At 72.5% G+C, this 22,275-nt stretch carries 20 protein-coding genes and 1 tRNA gene; 13 read left to right on the top strand and 8 right to left on the bottom strand.

Annotation, left to right across the window (positions count from 1 at the left end):
* Positions 1-16 precede the first annotated feature (16 nt).
* Together DWV08_RS00895 and DWV08_RS00900 are read left to right on the top strand one after the other, a co-directional pair.
* The gene (locus tag DWV08_RS00895) at positions 17-640 is read left to right on the top strand and encodes a biotin transporter BioY (RefSeq protein ID WP_115412073.1); all 624 of its coding nucleotides are present in this window, start codon (positions 17-19) and stop codon (positions 638-640) included.
* 101 nt (positions 641-741) lie between these two features.
* Positions 742-1,290: a DUF6328 family protein gene (locus DWV08_RS00900; protein ID WP_241237273.1), complete on the top strand. Its 549-nt coding sequence runs from the start codon at positions 742-744 to the stop codon at positions 1,288-1,290.
* Between the two features lie 84 nt (positions 1,291-1,374).
* Here DWV08_RS00900 and DWV08_RS00905 read toward each other — a convergent pair whose 3' ends face one another.
* Positions 1,375-2,811: a tagaturonate epimerase family protein gene (locus DWV08_RS00905; protein ID WP_115412074.1), complete on the bottom strand. Its 1,437-nt coding sequence runs from the start codon at positions 2,809-2,811 to the stop codon at positions 1,375-1,377.
* Positions 2,812-3,002: 191 nt separating this feature from the next.
* On the opposite strand from DWV08_RS00905, the gene DWV08_RS00910 reads away from it, so the two are divergent.
* The 5 genes from DWV08_RS00910 (at position 3,003) to DWV08_RS00930 (ending at position 7,314) form a co-directional block, all read left to right on the top strand.
* Positions 3,003-4,034, top strand: coding sequence for a LacI family DNA-binding transcriptional regulator (locus DWV08_RS00910; protein WP_115412075.1), 1,032 nt, complete (start codon positions 3,003-3,005; stop codon positions 4,032-4,034).
* Complete coding sequence (locus DWV08_RS00915) at positions 4,031-4,705, top strand: DUF1801 domain-containing protein (RefSeq protein ID WP_115412076.1); 675 nt, start codon at positions 4,031-4,033, stop codon at positions 4,703-4,705. The genes DWV08_RS00910 and DWV08_RS00915 overlap by 4 nt, the downstream gene beginning before the upstream one ends.
* A 131-nt stretch (positions 4,706-4,836) precedes the next feature.
* A complete protein-coding gene (locus tag DWV08_RS00920; protein WP_115412077.1) occupies positions 4,837-6,600 on the top strand; it encodes a potassium channel family protein in 1,764 nt (587 codons plus the stop codon).
* A gap of 35 nt (positions 6,601-6,635) precedes the next feature.
* Positions 6,636-7,112 carry a peroxiredoxin gene (locus tag DWV08_RS00925; protein WP_115412078.1) on the top strand — a complete coding sequence of 159 codons (477 nt, stop codon included), beginning with the start codon at positions 6,636-6,638 and terminating at the stop codon, positions 7,110-7,112.
* A 113-nt stretch (positions 7,113-7,225) separates the two neighbouring features.
* Positions 7,226-7,314, top strand: a tRNA-Ser gene (locus DWV08_RS00930).
* Between the two features lie 61 nt (positions 7,315-7,375).
* On the opposite strand, the gene DWV08_RS00935 is transcribed toward DWV08_RS00930, so the two are convergent.
* Complete coding sequence (locus DWV08_RS00935; protein WP_115412079.1) at positions 7,376-8,164, bottom strand: GntR family transcriptional regulator; 789 nt, start codon at positions 8,162-8,164, stop codon at positions 7,376-7,378.
* Between the two features lie 346 nt (positions 8,165-8,510).
* Between DWV08_RS00935 and DWV08_RS00940 the strand changes: the two genes are divergently transcribed.
* The 5 genes from DWV08_RS00940 to ppc all read left to right on the top strand — a co-directional run bounded on the left by DWV08_RS00940 (position 8,511) and on the right by ppc (position 14,777).
* A complete protein-coding gene (locus DWV08_RS00940) occupies positions 8,511-9,437 on the top strand; it encodes a transporter substrate-binding domain-containing protein (RefSeq protein ID WP_115412080.1) in 927 nt (308 codons plus the stop codon).
* A gap of 82 nt (positions 9,438-9,519) precedes the next feature.
* The gene (gene ehuC, locus DWV08_RS00945; RefSeq protein WP_115412081.1) at positions 9,520-10,359 is read left to right on the top strand and encodes an ectoine/hydroxyectoine ABC transporter permease subunit EhuC; all 840 of its coding nucleotides are present in this window, start codon (positions 9,520-9,522) and stop codon (positions 10,357-10,359) included.
* Positions 10,356-11,012 (top strand): ectoine/hydroxyectoine ABC transporter permease subunit EhuD, encoded by a 657-nt coding sequence (gene ehuD, locus DWV08_RS00950; RefSeq protein WP_115412082.1) that lies wholly within the window; start codon positions 10,356-10,358, stop codon positions 11,010-11,012. Before ehuC ends, ehuD begins: the two co-directional genes overlap by 4 nt.
* Positions 11,005-11,805, top strand: coding sequence for an ectoine/hydroxyectoine ABC transporter ATP-binding protein EhuA (gene ehuA, locus DWV08_RS00955; protein WP_277601771.1), 801 nt, complete (start codon positions 11,005-11,007; stop codon positions 11,803-11,805). The genes ehuD and ehuA overlap by 8 nt, the downstream gene beginning before the upstream one ends.
* A 143-nt stretch (positions 11,806-11,948) precedes the next feature.
* On the top strand, positions 11,949-14,777 hold the full coding sequence (gene ppc, locus DWV08_RS00960) for a phosphoenolpyruvate carboxylase (RefSeq protein WP_115412083.1): 2,829 nt from the start codon (positions 11,949-11,951) through the stop codon (positions 14,775-14,777).
* 175 nt (positions 14,778-14,952) lie between these two features.
* Here ppc and DWV08_RS00965 read toward each other — a convergent pair whose 3' ends face one another.
* The 3 genes from DWV08_RS00965 to DWV08_RS00975 are packed head-to-tail and all read right to left on the bottom strand — an operon-like array spanning position 14,953 to position 17,205.
* Positions 14,953-15,579, bottom strand: coding sequence for a GNAT family N-acetyltransferase (locus DWV08_RS00965; RefSeq protein ID WP_241237274.1), 627 nt, complete (start codon positions 15,577-15,579; stop codon positions 14,953-14,955).
* Complete coding sequence (locus DWV08_RS00970; RefSeq protein WP_115412084.1) at positions 15,569-16,714, bottom strand: App1 family protein phosphatidate phosphatase; 1,146 nt, start codon at positions 16,712-16,714, stop codon at positions 15,569-15,571. Before DWV08_RS00970 ends, DWV08_RS00965 begins: the two co-directional genes overlap by 11 nt.
* A 5-nt stretch (positions 16,715-16,719) precedes the next feature.
* Positions 16,720-17,205 carry a GNAT family N-acetyltransferase gene (locus DWV08_RS00975; protein WP_115412085.1) on the bottom strand — a complete coding sequence of 162 codons (486 nt, stop codon included), beginning with the start codon at positions 17,203-17,205 and terminating at the stop codon, positions 16,720-16,722.
* Positions 17,206-17,362: 157 nt separating this feature from the next.
* On the opposite strand from DWV08_RS00975, the gene DWV08_RS00980 reads away from it, so the two are divergent.
* On the top strand, positions 17,363-17,881 hold the full coding sequence (locus tag DWV08_RS00980) for an arsenate reductase/protein-tyrosine-phosphatase family protein (RefSeq protein ID WP_115412086.1): 519 nt from the start codon (positions 17,363-17,365) through the stop codon (positions 17,879-17,881).
* A 28-nt stretch (positions 17,882-17,909) separates the two neighbouring features.
* On the opposite strand, the gene DWV08_RS16680 is transcribed toward DWV08_RS00980, so the two are convergent.
* The 3 genes from DWV08_RS16680 to DWV08_RS00995 form a co-directional block, all read right to left on the bottom strand.
* Positions 17,910-19,217, bottom strand: coding sequence for a hypothetical protein (locus DWV08_RS16680; protein ID WP_162801464.1), 1,308 nt, complete (start codon positions 19,215-19,217; stop codon positions 17,910-17,912).
* A 454-nt stretch (positions 19,218-19,671) separates the two neighbouring features.
* Positions 19,672-21,309 (bottom strand): phosphoglucomutase (alpha-D-glucose-1,6-bisphosphate-dependent), encoded by a 1,638-nt coding sequence (gene pgm, locus DWV08_RS00990; protein WP_206516745.1) that lies wholly within the window; start codon positions 21,307-21,309, stop codon positions 19,672-19,674.
* A gap of 109 nt (positions 21,310-21,418) precedes the next feature.
* A complete protein-coding gene (locus tag DWV08_RS00995; protein ID WP_115412087.1) occupies positions 21,419-22,249 on the bottom strand; it encodes a hypothetical protein in 831 nt (276 codons plus the stop codon).
* Between the last annotated feature and the right edge of the window lie 26 nt (positions 22,250-22,275).

Here is a 22,275-nt window from a genome sequence, read left to right on the forward strand (position 1 = left end):
CCCCCCGAGGAGTCCCATGTCCGCGCTCGCCGTCCCGGCCCGCCGCCCCGTCCTGGCCGACGTCCTGGCCCCGCATCGCACCCTGGCGCAGAACATCGCGCTGGTAGGTGCCGGAGCCGGCGTCGTCGCCCTCCTCGCCCAGGCCACGATCCCGCTGCCGCTGGTGCCGATCACCGGGCAGACCCTCGGCGTGCTGCTGGTGGGCGCCGCGCTGGGCTCCCGCCGCGGCGCCGCGGCACTGCTCACCTACCTGCTGGTGGGCCTCGCCGGCGCGCCGGTGTTCGCCGAGTTCACCGGCGGCCCCGCGTCGGTGCTCTCGCCCAGCTTCGGCTTCATCCTGGGCTTCGTGCCCGCCGCCTTCGTGGCCGGCTGGTGCGCCGAGCGCGCCTGGGACCGCCGCCCCGTGCGCGCCATGGCCGGCTTCGCCCTCGCGAGCGCGGTGCCCTTCCTCGTCGGCGTGCCCTACCTGGCCATGATCCTCAACGCCGTGATGGGCGCCGAGATGGGCCTCGGCGGCGTCCTCGCCGCGGGCCTGTGGCCCTTCATCCCCGGCGGCCTGGTCAAGGCCGCGCTCGCCGCGCTGCTGATCCCCGCCGCCTGGCGCGCCGTGCGCGCCCTCGACGAGCGCGAGCGCGACTGAGCGATCCCGGGGCGGCGGCGCGGCGCCGCCCCGGCATCCCGGCTGCCCCTCGAACGGTCGGTGCGCCGTGTCGCGCCGGTGCCGGTTCCTACACTGGACCCATGAGCACCGACGACGGCGCAGCGCACCGCGCGGAGCAGGACTCCGCCGGGGGCGACCGTGCGGGCGATCATGGCGCGGCGCGCTACGACCGCGGGGACGAGTCCGCGGCCGAGCGGCTAGACCGCAACTGGAACGAGCTGCTCCAGGAGATCCGCGTGCTGCAGACCGGTTCGCAGATCCTCGCCGGGTTCCTGGTGGTGTTGCCCTTCCAGTCTCGTTTCGAGGACCTGGACCGGCTGCAGATCGGCTGGTACCTGGGCCTGCTGCTGCTCGCCCTGGTGATCGTCGCGCTGCTGCTCACCCCGGTGGGCATGCACCGGCGGCTGTTCCGCCAGCGCGTGAAGGACGAGATGGTGGTCGTGGCCAACACCCTGCTGCGCGCCGCGATCCTGCTGCTCGGCCTGCTGCTCACCGGGGTCGCGGGCTTCGTGGTGGACGTGGTGCTGACCCGCCCTGCGGCAGCCGTGACGCTCCTGGTGATGCTCGCGATGATGGCGCTGCTCCTGGTCACGCTCCCTGCGAGGATCGCGCGCCGGGCCGATCGCTGACGCGGGAGCGGCCGACGGGGCGGGCGGCCCCGGCCCGCCGGTGCCGTGCCCGTCGGCCCCTCCCGCGCCGTCGGCCCCGCGGCGTCAGATCCTCGCCGGGGCGGCCGCGAAGGGGGCGAGGTGCCGGCCGATGTGGGCGGCCACGATGTCGCTGTGCTCGGCCTGGTGCCCGGCGACGGTCGCGAGGAAGCGGTCGTGGATCGAGGCGCCCGAGGCGTCCGTGCCGTTCAGGGAGTCGCCGTAGCCCACGTGCAGGATCTGACGGGCATCGGCCGAGCGGATCAGCTCGCGCAGGTCCACGCCTTCCAGGGAGGTGGGGGTGCGGTCCTCATGGGCGGAGACCTGGTAGCTCGCACGCGCCTTCACGTAGGAGGCGCGGGAGATGTCCCAGATCGTGGCGAACAGCTCCGGATCATGGGCGGCCACCACCTCCACCCCGCACAGGTAGCTGGTGCCGGAGGTCTTCAGGTGCACCAGCCCCTCGGTGGCCTCCACGCACAGCGGGTAGATCGAGAACTTGTCCGAGCCGGAGTGCAGCGAGATCTTGTAGCCGCCGAACTGCTCGGCGATCGCGTGGTGCGCCTCGAGGTTGGTGCGCAGCTCCTCCGCGTCGCCCAGGAAGTCCAGGCCCTTCTCGAAGCCGTCCACGTAGCGCGGGGCGAAGCTGAACCAGGAGGCGCCCAGGCGGGTGAGCTCCGAGGCCAGGTAGTGGTGCTCGAAGAAGCTGGTCTGCCAGGCGGTCTCGTCCACGGCGAACTCGATCTCCACCTCGTGCTGCGCGGCGTCGATCAGATGGCGGTACAGGCGCATCGCGTCCACCACCGCGCGGCCGTACTTCACCGCGGCGGTGAGCACGTCCTGCTCGGTGACGCGGATCTGCGAGTGCCCCACGTCCAGGGTGGTGCCCGCGTAGCGCCGGAGCAGATCCGGCAGGGTGTCCTCGAGCCGGTCCCAGGGCAGGGCCTCGGCATCGGCCCGCGTGACACCGGAGGTGACGTCGGCGACGTGGTCCCCGGGATCCAGGGTGAACATCACGAAGCCGGCCTCGAGCCCGCGGTCGATGCCCTCGGTGGTCTTGATGTGGTCGCAGTCCGCGCCGAAGCCGCCCTCCCAGCCCGCCTCGACCAGGCCGAAGACGGCCTCGTCCATGACGGTGCGGGCGCTGCGGCCCAGGCGGTCCATCTCGCGGATCGACTGCTGGGCGAGCACGGGCATCACGGCGCCGCCCTCGGCGGCGAAGGCGCGGGCCTGCCCGGGGGTGGCCAGGCCGATCCGGTCGCCGGTGCCCACGGAGGTGCGGTGCCCGCCGATCCGTGCCGGGCGCAGGGCGGGGAAGGCCGCCTGCAGCGCCGTGGCGTTCGCGGTGGACAGCGGGCCGGTGAGCACATGGCCGTCGCCGGCGGCGGAGGCGGTCCCCTCGAAGGCGGCGAGGGCCTGGGCCGTGGGCGCGTCCAGCCGCAGGGCTCGGGCGGAGCCCTCGTAGGTGATGCTCGCCGCGAGGGTGTCGGTGCGCAGGGTCATCGTGGTCTCCGTTCCGGACAAGGGGGAGGGCGCGGGCGGTCCCGGACGCCGCTCCTGAGGCTTGCGGTAAACGATTGCACAGATTCAGCCTGCGGGGAAGCGTTTCCCCGGGAGATGTTTGCTAGAGTGCATGCAACATTTGCAGATCGTGCGGGGAGGGACCTGCGCGGACCGGCCCGAGGGAGGGCGCGATGGCGGTGACGCTCAAGGACGTGGCGCGGCGGGCAGGGGTGTCGGTGGCGACGGCCTCCCGCGCGTTCCAGCGGCCCGAGATGCTGGGGGAGGCCACCCTTCAGACCGTGCGCACCGCCGCGGAGGAGCTCGGCTACGTCCCCAATCGCACCGCCCGCGCGCTCATCACCGGCCGCAGCGGCGTGTACGGCGTGATCGTGCCCGATCTGGAGAACCCGTTCTTCCCCGCCGTGCTCAAAGGGGCGCAGGCGCGCGCCCAGCAGCTCGGCGCCCAGCTGCTGATCACCGACGCGGGGGAGTCGCCGGAGGGCGAGCTGCCGCTGGTGCGCACCCTCGCGCCCCAGGTGGACGGGATCCTGCTGTGCTCGAGCCGCATGGACGAGGACTCGCTGCGCGAGGCCGCCTCGCTCACGCCGCTGAGCCTGGTCAACCGTGTCTCCCCGGACCTGCCCGGCGTGTTCGCCGATCCCGAGCCCGGCATCCCCTCCGCCCTCCGCCACCTGCGCCGGATGGGCCATCGCCGGATCGGCTACGTGGGCGGCCCCCGGATCAGCCGCTCCGACAAGGTGCGTCGGCGCGTCATCGCCCGCCTCTGCGAGGAGTCCGGGCTCGAGTGGATCGAGATCGGCGCCTTCGCCCCCACGGCCGAGGGTGGCCACGACGGGGCCGAGGCCGTGCTGCAGACCGACGCCACCGCCGTGCTGGTCTACAACGACCTCATGGCGCTCGCCCTCATGGAGCGGCTGCGCAGCTACGGCATCGACGTCCCCGGCCAGGTCAGCCTGGTGGGATGGGACGACATCGCCTTCGCCACGATGGCCGCCCCGGGCCTGGCCACCGTGCAGGTGCCGCGGTACGACATGGGCGTCACCGGCATCTCGCTGCTGCACGAGAGGGTCTTCGGCCTCTCCCGGGAGCCGGGTCGCAGCGCCCGCATCGGCCTGCCCACCCGTTTCCTCCCCCGTGGATCGATCGCCCGCGTCGCCGGGGAGGAGACGGTCCCGGCGGGCTCCGGTACCCTCCGGGCATGAGCGATCTCACCGCCGGGATCGGGGAGGTCCCCGGGGTCGGCGCCCCCGCCGCCCGCGCCCTCGCCGCGGAGGGCCTCCACCGTGTGGGCGACCTCGCGGGGCGGGACTGGGCGCAGCTGCGATCCCTGCACGGCGTGGGCCCCGCCGCCGGGCGCCGCCTGCAGGCCGTGCTCGCGGCGCACGGCGAGTCGCTCCGGAACCCGCCCGCCCCACGGGATCACGGCGCCGTCCTCACCCGGGGCGCCACCGGCACCGGCGCGAAGGACCTGCGCACCCACGCGACCGACGTCGACCCCGCCCGCTACGTGGACGGGCTCGCGGGCCGCCGCCGCGGGGAGGGCGCCGCGCTGCTGGAGCTGTTCAGGGAGGCCACCGGGGAGCGGCCCGTCATGTGGGGGCCCAGCATGATCGGCTACGGCGCCGTGCACTACCGGTACGCCACCGGCCGCGAGGGGGACACCTTCCAGCTGGGCTTCAGCCCGCGGACGGCCGATCTCGCTCTCTACGGGCTGCAGGGCTTCCCCCGCAGCGACGAGCTGCTGGAGCGCATGGGCCCGCACCGGCGCGGCGCCGGCTGCGTGTGGGTGCGCTCGCTGGCCGCGATCGACACCGCCGTGCTCGCCGAGCTGGTGGCCCACGCCTGGGCCCACGGGCCGTCGACCACCTGCTGAGGGGAGCGGCCGGGTGACTCTCCGCTCACGTGGTGGTGTCGCCGGTGCCCGCACCGCGATAGCGTCCTACTCTGCAGCGGGCGCACCGGTTCCGGACTCCGGGGCGCAGGTCTCGGACGGAGAGGACGGCGATGGGCCACACGGCAGGTGAGCGCCGGCTCGCGGACAAGCTCCCGCTGGCCGGTCGTCGCTCCAAGGCGGGCGTGGTGATCCTCGGCGTGGGCGCCGTGATGGTCGCGCTCTACTCGGTGATCTTCTCCCTGCTGATGGCGCATGAAGGGGCCGATCACTCCTGGGCCGCCTCCATCTACTGGACCATCACCACCATGTCCACCCTCGGCTACGGCGACATCACCTTCGAGTCGGACCTGGGCCGCCTGTTCTCGCTGTGGGTGCTGCTCAGCGGCGTGGTGTACATGCTGGTGCTGCTGCCCTTCTTCGTGATCCAGTACGTGGTCACCCCCTGGCTGGACCGCCGCCGCGCCGCGCGCACCCCGCGGAAGGTGCCGCCCACGCTGCGCGACCACGTGCTGCTGGTCGGCTCCGACGCCGTCACCCAGGCCTTCGCCGCCCGCGCCGAGCGCTCCCGGGTGCCCGCCGTGGTGGTCCTCGAGGACGTGGTGCGCGCGGGCGAGCTCCACGACCAGGGCCGCCAGGTGGTCGTCGGCCCGCTCGACTCCGCCGCCACCTACCGCAACGCCGGCGCCTCCCGGGCCCGCCTGGTGGTCTCGACCCTCTCCGACACCGCCAACACCAACGTCGCCTTCACCGCCCGCCAGGCGGCGGCCCGGGTGCCGGTGGCGGTCACCGCCTCCAAGCCCGTCTCCGTGGACGTGCTGGACCTCGCCGGTGCGGACCACGTGCTCGAGCTGGGCCAGGTGCTGGGGCGGGAGATGGCCTCGCGCGTGCTCGGCTCCACCGGCCGCTACCACGCGATCGGCAGCTTCGGCGACACGCTCATCGCCGAGGCCGCGGCGCGCGGCACCTGCCTGGTGGGCCTCACCCTCGGCGAGGCGCTCCAGAGCCTCCGCTCGCGGGTGCGGGTGCTCGCGATCATGCGCAAGGGCCGGCTGCGGAAGATGACTCCCGATCTGCGGATCACCGACGCCACCGTGCTGGTGCTCGCCGGCACCGCGGAGGACCTCGACGAGTACGACGCGCAGTTCCAGACCATCGGCTGCTCCGAGGACCCGGTGGTGATCCTCGGCGGCGGCCGGGTGGGTCGCGCCGCCTCCCGCGCCCTGAGCGACGAGGGCGTGCCCAACACCATCGTGGAGCTCGAGCCCGGCCGGGTCGAGAACTCCTACTCGGTGCTGGAGGGGACGGCGAGCTACGCCGTGGTGCACGGCGACGCCGCCGATCAGCGCATCCTGCGCCGTGCCGGCCTCGAGCACGCCTCGGGGGTGCTCGTGACCCCGCGCGACGACGACCTCAACGTCTACCTCACCCTGTTCTGCCGCAGGCTCCGGCCCGAGCTGCAGATCGTCTCCCGCGCCACCTACGAGCGCAACGTCGCCACGCTCTACCGCGCCGGCGCCGACGGCGTGCTCTCCTACGCCACCATCGGCGCCACCGAGCTGTGGAACCACGCCGGGCTCAGCCACCGCGTGCTGGTGGCGGAGGGCAACGAGCTGTTCCTGGTGCCGCGCCCCGCCTCCCTCGCCCGCCGCTCGGTGCGCGACGACGCGGTGCGCCGCCGCACCGGCTGCCACATCGTCGCCGTGCTCGACGAGGACGGCACCCTCGCCTACGACACCGAGTCGATCCCCTCTGCCCCCGGCCAGCTGCTGCTGCTGGGCGATCGGCACGCCGAGCGCCGCTTCCGGGAGACCTACCTGGGGCGCCGCCGGCGACTTCGCCGCTCGGGGCCGACAGACCTCGGCGCGCGCGGATAGGCTGGTCGGGCCCCGTTCCCGCTCTCAGGAGTCCCATGTCCCCCGCGCCCGTCAAGCTCGCCGTCGGCGACCCCGCCCCCGCGTTCGACCTCCCCATCGCCGGTGGCGGTCGGGTGGACCTCGCCGCCCTGCGCGGCACCCCGGTGCTGCTGTGGTTCTACCCGGCGGCGAACACCTCGCTGTGCACGAAGCAGGCCTGCGACCTGCGCGACAACCATCAGATGTTCCTCGACGCCGGGTACCGGGTGATCGGCGTCTCGCCGGATCCTCTGCCCGAGCTGGAGCGATTCGTCGCCGAGCAGGAGCTGCCCTACGACCTCGCCTCCGACGAGTCCCACCAGGTCATGGAGGCGTACGGCGCCTGGGGCGAGAAGAACATGTACGGCAGGCTCGTGGAGGGCACGATCCGCTCCACGTTCGCGATCGACGCCGAGGGCCGGCTGAGCTTCGTGAAGTACCGCGTGGGCACGCCGAAGCACATCGCCCTGCTGCAGGAGAAGCTGGGGCTGTGACCCCGCGGGCGGGGAGCCGGCCGCAGATGTGACGTGATCTGCTCTCCCTCGCTTTGGCGCACTCCGCCCGCTCCCGTATGCTGTATCGGCGTGCCGGGTGCAGCCCGGCGCCAGGAGACGTGGCAGAGCGGCCGAATGCGCTCCCCTGCTAAGGGAGTAGGCGACTACAATCGCCTCGGAGGTTCAAATCCTCTCGTCTCCGCCGCACGGACGGGCCGTCGACCAGGTGAAGAACCTGGTCGGCGGCCCGTTCCGCGTGCGGGTCACTCCTCGCCGAGGGTGGTCCACTCGGGGCCGTCGGACTCCAGCAGGTCCGGGTCGCGCACCAGCTCCTGATGGGTCTCGCCGCTGCGCAGTCGGCCGGCGAGCTCCTTGAGGGTCTCGCGCAGCACCGCGCGGGCACGGGAGTCGTCCCCGGCGTCCAGCGCATCCAGCAGGCGTGCGTTCGCCTCGGTGAGATCCGCGCGCACGCCGTAGCCCAGCGGATCCGAGAAGCTGCCCATCCGGGTGAGGATCACGATGGTGTTCATCGAGGAGATCAGGAAGCGGTTGCGGGTGATCTCGGCGATCTGCAGGTGCAGGTCGAGATCCGCGTTGCCGGCCTCGATCACCTCTTCGGCCTCCAGGGCCCGACGGGTGCGCTCGAGCGTCTCGCGCAGCGGTGCCAGGAGCGCCGCCACGCCTGCGTCGTCGCCCCCGGCGCGCAGGCCCGCGACCCGATCGGCGACGATCGAGGCGGACTGCATCTCGATGCCCAGGCGGTAGTCGATGAAGTCCGACATCGTGCGGGCGTCCATCGTGGTGACGAACAGGCCGCGCCCGGGGATCTGCGTGAGCAGGCCGTCGCGCACCAGGCGCTGGCACGCCTCGCGCAGCGAGGAGCGGGAGATCCCCATCTGCTTGGAGACCTGCACCTCGGGGATCGTGTCCCCGGGGCGCAGGTCGCCCACGTAGATCGCGTTGCGCAGCTCCAGCTCGGCCTGGTCGATGATCGAGGGCCGGCGCAGAGGCTGCATCATCGGCAGCCGGACCGCTTCCTGGCGGGGGCTCATGGGGATCCTCCTGGGCTCGGGCGCGCACGCGCGGGGCGACGACCCATCATCCCTTGTCGCGGGGCCGATGCCGGGGGTCGTCGGGAGTCATCGCGCTCACATTCTGCCCCCGCGGGGCGTCGGAGGCGAGGCCCGGCCGTGCCGTAAAGGGCCGCGCGCGGGCCCGTCGCAGGTGGCCCGGGCGGATCACGACCCCATCACGAACTGCCTGCGAACCCGTCACCGCGGGGGCGGAGTCGCTAGCGTGGGCCGTGATCAGATCCGCAGATCGTCGGATTGTCCGACACGTGTAGTGTCATGGGGCACGTTCGCGATTGCAGACACCGACGCCAAGGGAGCATCTTCCATGCAGAACCGCCGCAGCTTCATCCGAGGAAGCGGACTCGTCCTCTCGGCCGCCGCGCTGGGCGGCCTCGCCGCCTGCAGCCGCACGAGCACCGGCGGTGGTGACGGCGGCTCCGGCGGCAGCGACGGCGGCGGCGGGGGCGATCTCCTCAGCCAGCTGCAGGAGGCCGGCACCATCACCGTCGGCTTCGCCGGCGAGGCGCCCTACAGCTTCGAGGACGGCGGTGAGCTCACCGGCGCCACCGTCGCCATGCACCGCGAGATCTTCGGCGAGCTGGGCATCGACACCGTCGAGGGCATGCTCACCGACTGGGGCTCGCTGATCCCGGGCCTGAACGCGGGCCAGTTCGATGCGATCAGCGCCGGCATGTCGATCCTCCCGGATCGCTGCGCCCAGGCCGCGTTCAGCAATCCCGAGTTCCAGTACACGACCGCGCTGATGGTGCCCGAGGGCAACCCGGAGGGCCTGGAGAACATGCAGTCCTTCGTGGACTCCGGGCTCACCGTCGCCACCATGTCCGGCGCGGTCGAGGCCGGCTACGTCGAGTCCCTGGGCCTGGACGGCATCGAGGTGGGCGGCCCGCAGGACGGTGTGGACGCCCTGAAGGCCGGCAACGCCGACGCCTTCGCCCTCACCGCCATCTCGCTGAACTGGCTCGCGGACAACACCGTCGACGGCGTCGAGGTGACCGAGAGCTTCGTCGCGGACATCGACGGCGTGAAGCAGTACGGCGCCGGCGGCACCGTGTTCCGCCAGGAGGACACCTCCCTCCTGGACGCCTACAACGAGAAGCTCGACGAGATCATCGCCGATCCCGACCGCTACCTCTCCATCGTCGGCGACTTCGGCTTCACCGAGGGCGAGCTGCCCCCGGCGGAGATGACCACCGAGATCCTCTGCTCCGGTGATCTCTCCTCCCTGCAGTGACCCTCGCTCCCATCGATAATGCTCCGGCGCACCCCGTCACGGGGTGCGCCGGAGTGCCGAGCGCTCGAGAGGTGATGTCCCGATGGACGGAGTGATCGGCTTCGTCGAGGATCTGGGCCCGAACCTCCAGCTGGTGCTGGAGCGGATGCCGATGATCGTCGACGGCGTGATCACCACGATGCAGGCCACCGTGCTCGGTGCGCTGCTGGCGCTGGTGATCGCCTTCGTGTTCGGCCTCGCCCAGATCTCGAAACTCCTGGTGGTGCGGGTCGTCGCCCGCGTGTTCGTGGAGTTCTTCCGCGGCACGTCCCTGGTGGTGCAGCTGTTCTGGCTCGCCTTCGTGATGCCGCAGCTGCCCTACCCGCTCGGCTTCCAGCTGGAGCCGATGCTGGTGGCCGTGCTGGCGCTCGGCCTGAACTACGGCGCCTACGCCGCCGAGGTGGTGCGCGGCTCGATCGGCTCGGTGCCCAAGGGCCAGTACGAGGCGATCAGCGCCCTCAGCCTCAGCCCGGCCCGCGGCATGTTCCGCATCGTGATCCCGCAGGCCTGGGCGCTGATGATCCCCTCGCTGTCCAATCTGTGGATCCAGCTGCTCAAGGGGAGCGCGATCGTGAACACGGTGCTGCTGTACGACCTGTTCTTCCAGGTAGAGCAGCTGCGTGATCGCACCGGCACCTGGTTCGCGTACATCTTCGCGCTGCTGGCCTACTACCTGCTCGCCTGGCTGATCGTGATCCTGATGAACGGCCTGGAGATCCGTGCCAAGCACCGCATCGGGCGCGGCCCGGGCCTCACGGAGAACTGGCGCGCCCTGTTCCAGGCCCCCGGCACCACCCCGTCCGGCAAGCGCTCGCTGCGTGCGGTGAAGGACAAGGCGTCGGCCCGCGTGGCCACCACGAGTGCAGGAGGTGTCACGCCATGAACCAGAACCCGTCCTGGTGGGACTGGAGCCATGCGGCCGCCGCCCTGCCCACGCTGCTCGACGGCTTCCGGTACACGTTGCTCGCGACGGTGCTCGGCACCCTCATCGCGCTGGTGCTGGGCCTACTGGTGGCGATGATCCGTCGCAGCGCGCCGAGGATCATCGCCACGCCCTTCACCTGGGTGGTGGAGTTCGTGCGGATGACCCCTCTGGTCGTGCAGCTGGTGTTCGCGAACCTCGTGCTCTCGCCGTACTTCGACTCGACCCTGATGATCGGCATCTGGGTGCTGGGCATCCACTACACCACCTACATGGCCGAGGTGTACCGCGCCGGCATCGACTCGGTGCCCACGGGGCAGTGGGAGGCCGCGACCGCGCTCTCCCTGCCGCGGGCTCGCACCTGGCGTGCCGTGGTGGTGCCGCAGGCGATCCGCAACACGCTCCCGGCCCTGGGCAACTACGCGATCTCCATGTTCAAGGAGACCCCCTTCCTCGTGGTGATCTACGTGGGGGAGATGGTGCGCAACGCCCAGACCTACGGCGCGGGCACCTTCCGCTACACCGAGGCGATCACCCTGGCCGGCCTGATCTTCCTGGCCGCCAGCTATCCGACCTCCGTCCTGATCCGACGACTGGAGAAGAAACTTGCCTGAGAACACCGAGAGCACCGCCGGCAGCGGCGGGCAGCCCCACATCGAGTTCCGCGACGTGGTCAAGAGCTTCGGCAGCAACACCGTGCTGGACGATCTCAACTTCACCGTCGGCAAGGGCGAGCGGGTCACCCTGATCGGCCCCTCCGGCTCCGGCAAGACCACGATCCTGCGCCTGGTGATGACCCTCGAGGAGCTCACCGGCGGGTACATCCACGTGGGTGGCGTGCCGCTGCAGTACGAGGAGCAGGGCGGGCGCCGGGTGCGGATCTCCGACAAGCGCCGCCGGCGCACCACCCAGCAGATCGGGATGGTGTTCCAGCACTTCAACCTGTTCCCCAACATGACGGTGATGGAGAACATCATCGAGGCGCCCGTGCACGTGATGGGGCTCGGCAAGGACGAGGCGGCCGAGCGGGCCGAGGCGCTGCTGGACAAGGTGGGCATGGCGTGGAAGAAGGACGCCCGCCCGTCCCAGCTCTCCGGCGGCCAGCAGCAGCGCGTGGCGATCGCCCGCGCGCTCGCGATGGACCCGGAGGTGCTGCTGCTGGACGAGGTCACCTCCGCGCTGGACCCCGAGCTGGTGGGGGAGGTGCTCGGCGTGCTCAAGGACATCGCCGCCGAGACCGACATCTCCATGCTCATCGTCACCCACGAGATGCAGTTCGCCCGTGACGTCTCCGATCGCGTGATGATGTTCGACCAGGGCTCCGTGGTGGAGCAGGGGGTGCCGGACAAGATCTTCAGCGCACCGGAGCATCAGCGGACCCAGGACTTCCTGCGCGCCGTGCTCTGAGCTGTCCACGGCAGTCCGCGGACTGTCGACCCGAGGGCGCCGACGCCCACCCGCTGTAGTCTGTGCCCGTTCGTTCCGCGCCGACGCGGTCGCCCTGCATGCTGTCGGCGGCCGCCTCCGGCGTGCCGACCCCAGGAGGCCCCGTGCCAGATCCCGACGCCATCGCCGTTCCGACCCTGACGAGCGAGTTCCCCGTCGTCGGCGACGATCCCCACATCGACGCCCCGCTGCGGGCGACGGTCCGTCGTCTCTCGACCCTGCTCGGCGGCACCCTCGCCGACCAGCACGGACAGGAGCTGCTCGACCTGGTCGAGCAGGTGCGCAAGCTGACCAAGGAGGCGAAGTCCGCCGACTCGGAGGCGAGCGCCCACGACGTCCAGGCGCGCCTGGCCGAGCTCCCCATCGAGCAGGCCACCGCCCTCACCCGCGCCTTCACCCAGTACTTCCTGCTGGCCAACGCCGCGGAGCAGGTGTACCGGGTGCGTGCCCTCGACGAGCGCCCCTCCGCCGAGTCCTGGGTGCCGCGCACGGTGCGCGCCGTCCACGAGGTGCTCGGCGCCGAGGGCCTGCAGCAGGCGGTCGACTCCCTCGACGTGCGCCTGGTGTTCACCGCGCATCCCACCGAGGCCTCGCGCCGCGCGGTGCTCACCAAGCTGCGCCGCATCTCGGACATCCTCGGCGTGGAGACCGAGGAGGGCACCGTGGAGCGGCGCCGCCAGGACCGCGACCTCGCCGAGCTGATCGAGACGCTCTGGCAGACCGACGAGCTGCGCCGCCAGCGCCCCACCCCGCAGGACGAGGCGCGCAACGCCCTCTACTACCTGCGCCAGATCTTCCGCCAGACCATGCCCGGCATGCTCGACGACCTCCGCGAGGAGCTGCGCGAGCACGGGGCGGACCTCGGCGACGGCCAGGTGCCGCTGCGCTTCGGCTCCTGGATCGGCGGCGACCGCGACGGCAACCCGTTCGTCACCGCCCAGGTCACCCGCGAGGTGCTCCAGCTGCAGGCCGAGACCGCCCTGGACTTCGCGATCGAGGTGGTGGAGGACCTCATCCTCGAGCTGTCCGTCTCCAGCGAGCTCGCCGGCGACGACGAGGAGCTGCGCGCCGGCATCGCCGAGGACCTCTCCCACAACCCCGAGGTGGACGCGCTGCAGCAGGAGCTGTACAACGAGGAGCCCTATCGCCTCAAGCTCGGTGCGATGCGGTCGAAGCTGCGCGCCACCCAGGAGCGCATCCGCAGCGGTGCGGCGCACGAGCACGGCCGCGACTACGGCGACAGCGACGAGCTGCAGGACGACTTCCGCGCCATGCGGGACGCGCTGCGCCGCCACGGCGGGGAGCGTGCCGCCGACGGCGCCCTTGCGATCGCCCAGCAGGTGCTCGCCGCCTCCGGGCTGAACCTCGCCACCCTCGACGTGCGCGAGCACTCCGAGAAGCACCACGACGTGCTGGCGCGGCTGTTCGACCGCGTGGGCGAGCTGGACCGCCCCTACACGGAGCTGGACCGGACCGAGCGCACCACGGTGCTGGGCCGCGAGCTGGGCAGCCGTCGGCCGCTGGTGGGCTCGGCGATCACCGAGGACGAGTCGATCCTCGACGACGCCACCCGCACCACCTACAACGTGTTCCGCGAGATCCGCGACGCGCACCGCCTGTACGGCACCTCCGTGATCGAGACCTACATCATCTCGATGACCCACGGCGCCGACGACGTGCTGGCGGCGGCGCTGCTGGCGCGCGAGGCCGGGCTGCTCTCCCTCGCCGGCAGCGAGGAGAGCCGGGCGGACATCAGCTTCGTGCCGCTGCTGGAGGAGGTCTCCGAGCTGCGCCACGCCGGCGAGATCCTCGACGAGCTGCTCTCCGATCCCTCCTACCGGGAGCTGGTGCGACTGCGCGGCGATCGCCAGGAGGTGATGCTGGGCTACTCCGACGGCAACAAGGACGCCGGCGTGATCACCAGCCAGTGGGAGATCCACCAGGCCCAGCGCTCGCTGCGCGATGCAGCGGCCCGCCACGGCGTGACGCTTCGTCTGTTCCACGGTCGCGGCGGCTCCGTGGGGCGCGGCGGCGGCCCCACCTACGATGCGATCCTCGCGCAGCCGTACGGGGTGCTCGAGGGCGAGATCAAGTTCACCGAGCAGGGCGAGGTCATCTCCGACAAGTACATGCTGCCCTCGCTGGCGCGGGAGAACCTGGACCTGTCGCTGGCGGCGGTGCTCGAGGGCTCGGCCCTGCACACCACGCCCCGGTCCACCCCCGAGCAGCTGGAGCGCTTCGGCGAGGTGATGCAGTCCGTCTCCGACGCGTCCTTCGCGCGCTACCGCACCCTGGTGGACGACGAGAACCTGCCGGAGTACTTCGTCTCCGCCACGCCGGTGGAGCAGCTGGGCGACCTGAACATCGGCTCCCGCCCCTCCAAGCGCACCACCTCGGAGAAGGGCCTGGACGGCCTGCGGGCGATCCCCTGGGTGTTCGGCTGGACGCAGTCGCGCCAGATCGTGCCCGGGTGGTTCGGCGCCGGCTCCGGCCTGAAGGCCGCGCGGGAGGCCGGCCTCGAGCCGGACCTGCACGAGATGTACCGCAGCTGGCACTTCTTCCGCACCGTGATCAGCAACGTCGAGATGACCCTCGCCAAGACGGACATGCAGATCGCCGCCCACTACGTGCACTCGCTGGTGCCGGAGCGGCTGTGGTACCTGTTCGATCTGATCCGCGAGGAGTACGAGCTGTCCGTGGCGGAGATCGAGCGCCTCACCGGGGTGCTGGGACTGCTGGACAACCAGCCGATCCTCAAGCGCACCCTCGCCGTGCGCGACCGCTACCTCGACCCGATCTCCTACATGCAGGTCGCGATGCTGCAGCGGGCGCGGGCGGCCGCCGAGCAGGGCGAGGAGCTCTCCCCGGAGCTGCAGCGCGCGCTGTTGACCACCATCAACGGCGTCGCCGCAGGGCTGAAGAACACCGGCTGACCCCCGCGGCGGCGCACCTGCACCGGTGCGCCGTGCCGGCGAGATCGACGTGCGGGCCACTTTCCCTGGGGGACAGTGGTCCGTTCGTCGTCCTCGGTCCACGCGGAGGGAGCGCTCCAGGGCCTCCGCGGCGCGGGAACCGCCTGCCCCGCCGGCGCCGGGCCCGCAGCCCCGGTCAGTCGCGGGCGGGGTGCAGCTCCCGCTCCATGACGTCCATCCCGAGCCCTGCCACCTTCAGCTCCGCCGGGTTCCCGGGGAAGGGCACCGAGCGTCCCACGGGGACGAACCCGCGCCGCAGGTACCAGGCGTGCAGCTCGGGCCGGGACTGCAGCACGCGGATCATCAGCACGTCCACCCCGTCGGCACGCAGCGCGGCGGCCTGGGCCTCCAGCAGGCGGCCGCCGAGCCCTCGGCCCTGCGCGGACGGGGCCACGGCGAAGAGTCCGAGCTCCGCGCGCACGATCCCGTGCTCGTCGGCGGGCTCCCGGTGGGTGTAGCAGCAGCCGTGGAGCGTCGCGCCCTCCTCGGCGACGATCAGGGAGATCGACGGGTCCTCGAGCATCGCCCGGACCTCGTCGCCGTCGGTGCGCGCCCCGCCGACCAGGTGGGCCTCCGTGGTCCAGCCGCCCTCCCCGCGGTAGGCGGCCTGCGTGAGGGCGACCAGCTGCTCGACGTCGTCCGCCCGGGCACGACGCAGCAGCGGGGCGTCGCAGGAGGTGCCTGCGACCGAGGCGGGTGCCGCGCCGGCGTCGCGGGGCGGGGGAGGAGTCAGGCGGTCGCCCGGAGCCGGGTCAGGCGACACGCCGACCCGCCTCGTCGGCCTCCTGCGGTCCGCGGCCGATGCGGCCCAGGCGCTGCAGCGCGAACAGCAGGCCGTGGCCGTCGGGCGCCGTGACGGTGGAGGGCCCGCCGGGGCCGTGCGGGAAGGTCGCCAGCGGCCGACGGGAGCCGTGGGCGAGCAGCTGCTCGGGCTCGGTGAGGCGCCGGATCAGCACGGTGTCCACCCGATCGGGGTGCTGCCGCGCGAACTCGTCGTAGATCGAGGGATCGTGCTGGCCGTCGTCCCCCACCAGGATCCAGCGGATCCCGGGGAAGGCCTCGGCCAGGTAGGCGAGGGCGCGGTGCTTGTGGTCCGGGCCGGAGCGGAAGAACCCGGTGTGGGTGGGGCCCCAGTCGGTGAGCAGCAGGGGGCCGTCGGGGTAGCCGTTGCGGTACAGGAAGCGCTTGAGCACCGGGAACACGTTCCACGCGCCGGTGGAGAGGTACACGACGGGCATCGCGGGATGCTCCCGCGCGAGGCGCTGGTACAGCATCGGCATGCCGGGCACCACCTGGCGGGAGGACTGGTGCACCACGAAGGCGTTCCAGAACGCGAGCAGCGGGCGGGGGAGCCAGGTGACCATCACGGTGTCATCGATGTCGCTGACCAGGCCCACGGCGGTGCCGTCCGGGACGACCGTGATGTCCGCGGTGACCTCGTTGCCGGGGTCCGTCCACAGCACGGCCTGATGGGTGCCCGGGGGCAGCGCGACCTCGAGCTCGGCGTCGACGATGCCGGCGCGGTCGGCGGGCACCGTGAACTGCTCATCGCCCAGCAGCACCTGCACGGGGCGGTGGGGCACCACCTGGCCGGCGAAGTTCCGCCAGCCGCGCACCGCCATCGTGCGCATGTCGTGGACGGGCTGGTCGTGGAAGTCCGCGGGAGTGCCCGGCGAGGCGTACAGGACCCGTGCCAGCACGCGCACCCGGTGGCCGGAGCCCAGCCCGTGGAAGGGCTGCAGGCGCGGCTCCCAGTGCATCCGGCGCAGGGCGCGGCCCACCACCGCGTTCTTGACGTCCTCGATCCGCGCCGCCCAATGCGGACGGTCCGAGGGGCGCGAGGGCGCGACCGCGCGCAGCGCCCCGCGGGCGGAGGAGAGGCGGGAGGAGATCCCCACCGTGCTCAGACGCCGCGCGACATCTTCAGCCAGGCGCCCTCGGGATCGTCCTCGACGACCTCCCAGCGATCGCCCGTATCCGTGAAGCCGAGGGCCTCGTAGAGGGCGCGTGCGCCCTCGTTACCGGGGCCGACGTACAGCGTGACGGTGTCCGCGCCGTCCTCGTGCGCCCAGGCGAACACTGCCTCGGCGAGCTTGCCGGCGATGCCGGAGTGACGGGACTTCGGGGTGACCCACATGGCCTGCAGCTCCCGCTCGTTCGCGGGGGAGTCCTGCTCATGACGCACCGCGACGACGGCGACGGGCTGACCGTCGTCGATCGCCAGGAACCAGGCGGCATCGCGCACCCGCTGCTCCCACACGCCGTCCTCGTAGGTGGATTCGGTCTCCCAGCTCTGTCCGAAGGCGCTCGGGTCCGTGCTGAGGGACCGGAGACGGATCTCGCGCACGAGCGACCAGTCGTCGTCGTGGGCGCGGATGATGTCGGCCATGGGTGTCCTCCTGAGCCGTCGTTGCGTGGGAACGGGCCGCAGGCCCGTGGCGGTCATGCTCGCGCGTTGCCGCAGGCACCGCATGCACTCACGATCCAGTGTACGTTCCCGAGCGGTTCGGTGCTCACACCCGGCCGGACGTTGACACAATGGCGGGATGGACCCTGTGCGAGTGCTGACCGTGTGCACCGGCAATGTGTGCCGCTCCCCGGCGGCGGCCGTGATGCTGCGCGCCGCGCTCGAGGAAGAGGGCCTCGGCGCACGCGTCGAGGTGGGCTCCGCGGGAACCAGCTGGGAGGCCGAGGGCATGCCGATGGACGACCGCACGGAGCTGGCGCTCGAGTGCGCCGGCTACGCGCGCCCCTTCGTGCACACCGCACGCACCACTCACCTCACCGATCTGCTCACCTGGGACCTGGTGCTGCCGATGACGGCCGATCACGCCCAGCGCCTGGCCAGGATGGTGGACCAGGCGCCCGACGGGGCCGCGGTGCCGGAGATCCGCATGTGGCGGCGCTTCGAGCCCGGCGTCCCGGCGGATGCCAAGCCCACGGAGATCTCCGTGGAGGACCCGTGGTACGAGGGGCAGAACGCCTTCGACCGGACCATCCGGCGGATGCGTCGCAGCGTCCCGGGGATCGTGGTGCGGGTGCGCGAGCTGCTCGACGAGCGCTGACGACGCCGGCTGCCCGTGCCGGGGCAGGTCAGTCGGGGCGGCCGCCGGTGCGGCGGCTGTGCAGTGTGGCGCCGACGAATCCCGCCGCGGTGAGGAAGCCGATGCCGAGCACGGCGAGCAGCACCTGACGCATCGTCCCGACCCCGGTGTCCGAGGTGTCGGAGATGGCGTCGAACAGGCGCACCACGGGGCCGCTCTCCTGGGCTGCGGCGGCGGGCTGTGCCGCGGGGAGCGAGGGGGCGGAGCTCCCGCCGCCGGCGGCGGCGTCCTGGTCGGACTTCTCGGTCTCCTGCGAGGGCGCCTCGACAGGGGCGGCGGGGCGGGAGCCCTCGGCGGAGCGGGAAGCGGTCTGCGTCGCCGTGGAGGACGTGCGCGAGGGGAGCGTCTCGGGCTCCGGCGCCTCGGTGGCGGTGGGCTCCTCGACGGGCTGGGTCGGTGCTGAGGTCTCCGCCGGCCCGGGCTCCGCCTCGGGCTCGCTCGTCGGCGTGGGAGCAGGCTCGGTCTCGGTCTCGGTCTCGGTCTCGGTCTCGGTCTCGGTCTCGGTCTCGGGGGCGGAGGGCTCCGGAGCCTCGGTGTCCGCTTCCTCGGAGGCGGTCTCGCGGTCCGGGGTGGGGGTCGCCGGCTCCTCTTCCTGGTCCTCTTCGGTCGCCGAGTCGTCGTCCTGGTTCTCTTCGGTCGCCAAGTCGTCGTCCTGGTTATCTTCGGTCGCCGAGTCGTCGTCCTGCTCCTGCTCGCCGCCTGAGCCGGACTCCGGGGTGAGCCCGCCGGTCTGGTCACCCCCGGACTCCTCCTCGAGGTCGGTCTCGCCCGACCCCTCGTCGGTGTCGTCATCCCCCGAGTCAGTCCCGTCGGCCCCGCCGGCCTCTTCGGTCGGGTCGGTCTCACCGGTCCCGCCGGACCCGCTGGTGGAGTCGCCGTCGTCGGGCTCTTCGGTGGTTCCGCCGTCATCAGGCTCTTCGGTGGTCTCCTCGTTGGACCCGTCGCCGTCGGGGTCTTCGGTCGTCCCCTCGCCGGACCCGTCGCCATCGGGGTCTTCGACAGGCCGATCCCCGTCGCCCTCGTTGCCCTCCTGCTGTTCTCCGCACGTCCCGAGTGCGGGATCTCCCTGGGCGCCGGCACCGGCCGCCTCGACGCCCTGGCAGGGGTCGGCGGGGTGCGGGGACTTCTCGGAGGGATCGCCTTGGGCCTGATCGCTCCTCGAGGAGTCGCTCGCGGTCGCCGCGGTGGAGGGCAGGGCGTCCTCGCTCGGGGGTGCGGCGAGGGCGGGCGCGGCTGCCACGGAGACGGCGAGAGCGGCGGCGGCGGAGCAGGCGCAGAGACGGGCACGAACACGCATGGGCGTGGCCCCCTCTCCTCTTCACGCGCTCGCGAGCCGTGGTCGGTGGCAGATCCGTCGGGTCCGGCGGAGCACGATACCCTACCGGCTCTTTACTGACGACCCCATGGTTCCGCCCTCCCGGCGTGCTCTGCAAGGGGGTGTGGACGACGCCACCCCCTGTGGCATGGGCCTCCCTTGGGGAGGGCTTGACCATTTGTTGACAGTCCGGGAGGGCCTCCGTGCGGGGCGCGTGGTCGATCCCTGCAGGTCGGCAAGGGGTTTCCGGCCTGCGGGCGTGCCGGCGTCCCGAAGCCCGCATCGTGGCGGAGCCCGCGGCACGCTCCCGGGCTCGAGCACGCAGCACGACGCCGCCGTCCCGCGGAGGGGCGGCGGCGTCGTGGGGAGGGCGAGTGCGCGGGGACGTCTCGGCGCGAGGAGCGCGGGTGGTCGGGCCGGGGCCCCGTGGGCGGGGTCAGTCCGTCAGCGCCTCGGCGACCAGGGCCTTGGCGGCGTCCTGCACCTGGCCCAGATGCTCCTCGCCCCGGAACGACTCGGCGTAGATCTTGTAGATGTCCTCGGTGCCCGAGGGGCGGGCCGCGAACCAGGCGGAGTCGGTGGAGACCTTGAGCCCGCCGATCGCCCCGCCGGCCGGGGCCTCGGTGATCGCCGAGACGATCGGCTCGCCGGCCAGCTCGGTCGCGGTGACCTGCTCCGGGCTGAGCGCCTTGAGCTTCGCCTTCTGCGCGCGGTCCGCCGGGGCGTCCGTGCGGGCGTAGGCGCTGGCGCCGAACTCCTCGACCAGCTCCGCGTGCAGGGTGCTGGGGGAGCGGCCCGTCACCGCGAGGATCTCCGAGGCCAGCAGCGAGAGGATGATGCCGTCCTTGTCGGTGGTCCACACCGAGCCGTCGCGCCGCAGGAACGAGGCCCCGGCGCTCTCCTCGCCGCCGAAGCCCACCGAGGAGTCGATCAGCCCCGGCACGAACCACTTGAAGCCCACCGGCACCTCGTACAGCTCCCGACCCAGCGACGCCACCACGCGGTCGATCAGGCCCGAGGAGACCACCGTCTTGCCCACCCGGGCGGTCGCGGGCCAGTCCGGGCGGTGCGTGAAGAGGTAGCGGATGGCGGTGGCGAGGTAGTGGTTGGGATTCATCAGCCCGCCGTCGGGGGTGACGATCCCGTGGCGGTCCGCGTCCGCGTCGTTGCCGGTGGCGATGTCGAACTCGTCGCGCTTCTCCAGCAGGGAGGCCATCGCCCACGGGCTCGAGCAGTCCATGCGGATCTTGCCGTCGCGGTCCAGGGTCATGAAGCTCCAGCGCGGATCCACCTCGGGGTTGACCACGGTGAGGTCGAGGTCGTGCATCTCCCCGATCTCCGCCCAGTAGTCCACGGCGGCGCCGCCCAGGGGGTCCGCGCCGATCCGCACTCCGGCGCGGCGGATCGCCTCGAGATCCACCACGGAGGCGAGGTCCTGCACATAGGTGTGCAGGTAGTCGTACCGCTCGGCGTCCTGCAACGCCTTCTGCCGGCCGTGACGACGCACCTCGCGCAGGCCGCCCGCGAGCAGCGCGTTGGCGCGCTCGGCGATCCACGAGGTGGCGTCGGTGTCCGCCGGGCCGCCGTGGGGCGGGTTGTACTTGAAGCCGCCGTCGCGGGGCGGGTTGTGGCTGGGGGTGACCACGATGCCGTCGGCCCGGCCGGGGTCCCCGGCCGCACGGCCGCGGTTGTGCACCAGGATCGCGTGGGAGACGGCCGGGGTGGGGGTGTAGCCGTCCTGGGCATCCACCCGGGTGGCGACGTCGTTCGCGGCCAGCACCTCGAGCGCGGTGTCGAAGGCGGGGCGGGAGAGGGCATGGGTGTCCCGGCCCAGGAACAGCGGGCCGCGGATCCCCTGCGCGGCCCGGTACTCCACGATCGCCTGCGTGGTCGCGGCGATGTGGTCCTCGTTGAAGGCGGTGTCGAGCGAGGAGCCGCGGTGCCCGGAGGTGCCGAAGGAGACGGCCTGATCCGGATCCGACGGATCGGGGTGGCGGTCGTAGTACGCGTCGAGGAGCGCGTCGACGTCGACGAGGTCCTCCTCCAGAGCTCTCTGTCCTGCACGCGGGTGCATGATCACCACTCCATCCTCGGGTCGGGGCGTCTGCGGCCACTGTAGGCCAGGGAGGCTGCGCGGGCGGGGCACCTGCCTGCGGGATGAGACGCCGCGCCCGCGCCCGTGCTCAGGAGCGCCGCGAGCGCAGCAGCAGCACGATGCCCACGATCGTGAGAACCAGCCCGGTCAGCCCCGCGACCACGGAGACGATCGCGCCGATCAGGGCCGGGGCGATCATCCCCAGGGCGTCGAACGGCCCCATGTAGACGGGGGCGTCGGTGCCCGTGCAGGAGAGGGTGGCGGTGGTGTCCTCGATCGCGACCGCGCCCAGCACCTGCACGTACTGCGAGCCGTCCGGGAAGGTGATCTCGGTGGAGCTCGGCACCGTCGTGATCGCGCCGCCGCTGCTGCCCTCGACGGTGCAGGTGGCCTCCGCGAGATCCTCCTGCGGCACGTAGACGATGAGCATCTGATTGCCCTCGACCTCCACCTGGGCCGTGCCGCCCTCCATCGCCTGCGGGCCCGCGGTGATGTCGGCCGAGAGCGAGGACACCGTCCACACGATGCCGACGATCAGGGCGAGCGGTGCGATCACCAGCAGCAGCACCAGGCCGCTGACCAGCGGCCACAGCCCCCGGCGGCGCCGAGGTCGCGGCGTCGGGGCGCCGGAGGCGGGGAGCGGACCGGTCTGCGGGCCGAACGGATCGTGCGCGGCCTGCGGGGAGCCGTCAGGGAGGGTGGGATCGCCCCAGCCGCCGCCCCGGGCGCTGCCGTCGGAGGCATGGGCCGCGGGCGCGCCGGCCGACGGGGCCGCACCCCACGGGGCATCCTGCGCGGGCGCACCGTACGAAGGGCGCGCGTGCCCCGGCGCGGGCTCGGGCGCGGCGCCGGTGGGCCCCGGGAGCCCATAGCTGGGTCGCGGGCGCGGGGCGGGAGTCGTGGACTCGCCGTCGGACATCGGCTCTCCTTCGAAGATGGGCTTGG

The organism is Brachybacterium saurashtrense (assembly GCF_003355475.1).
Classification (GTDB): domain Bacteria; phylum Actinomycetota; class Actinomycetes; order Actinomycetales; family Dermabacteraceae; genus Brachybacterium; species Brachybacterium saurashtrense.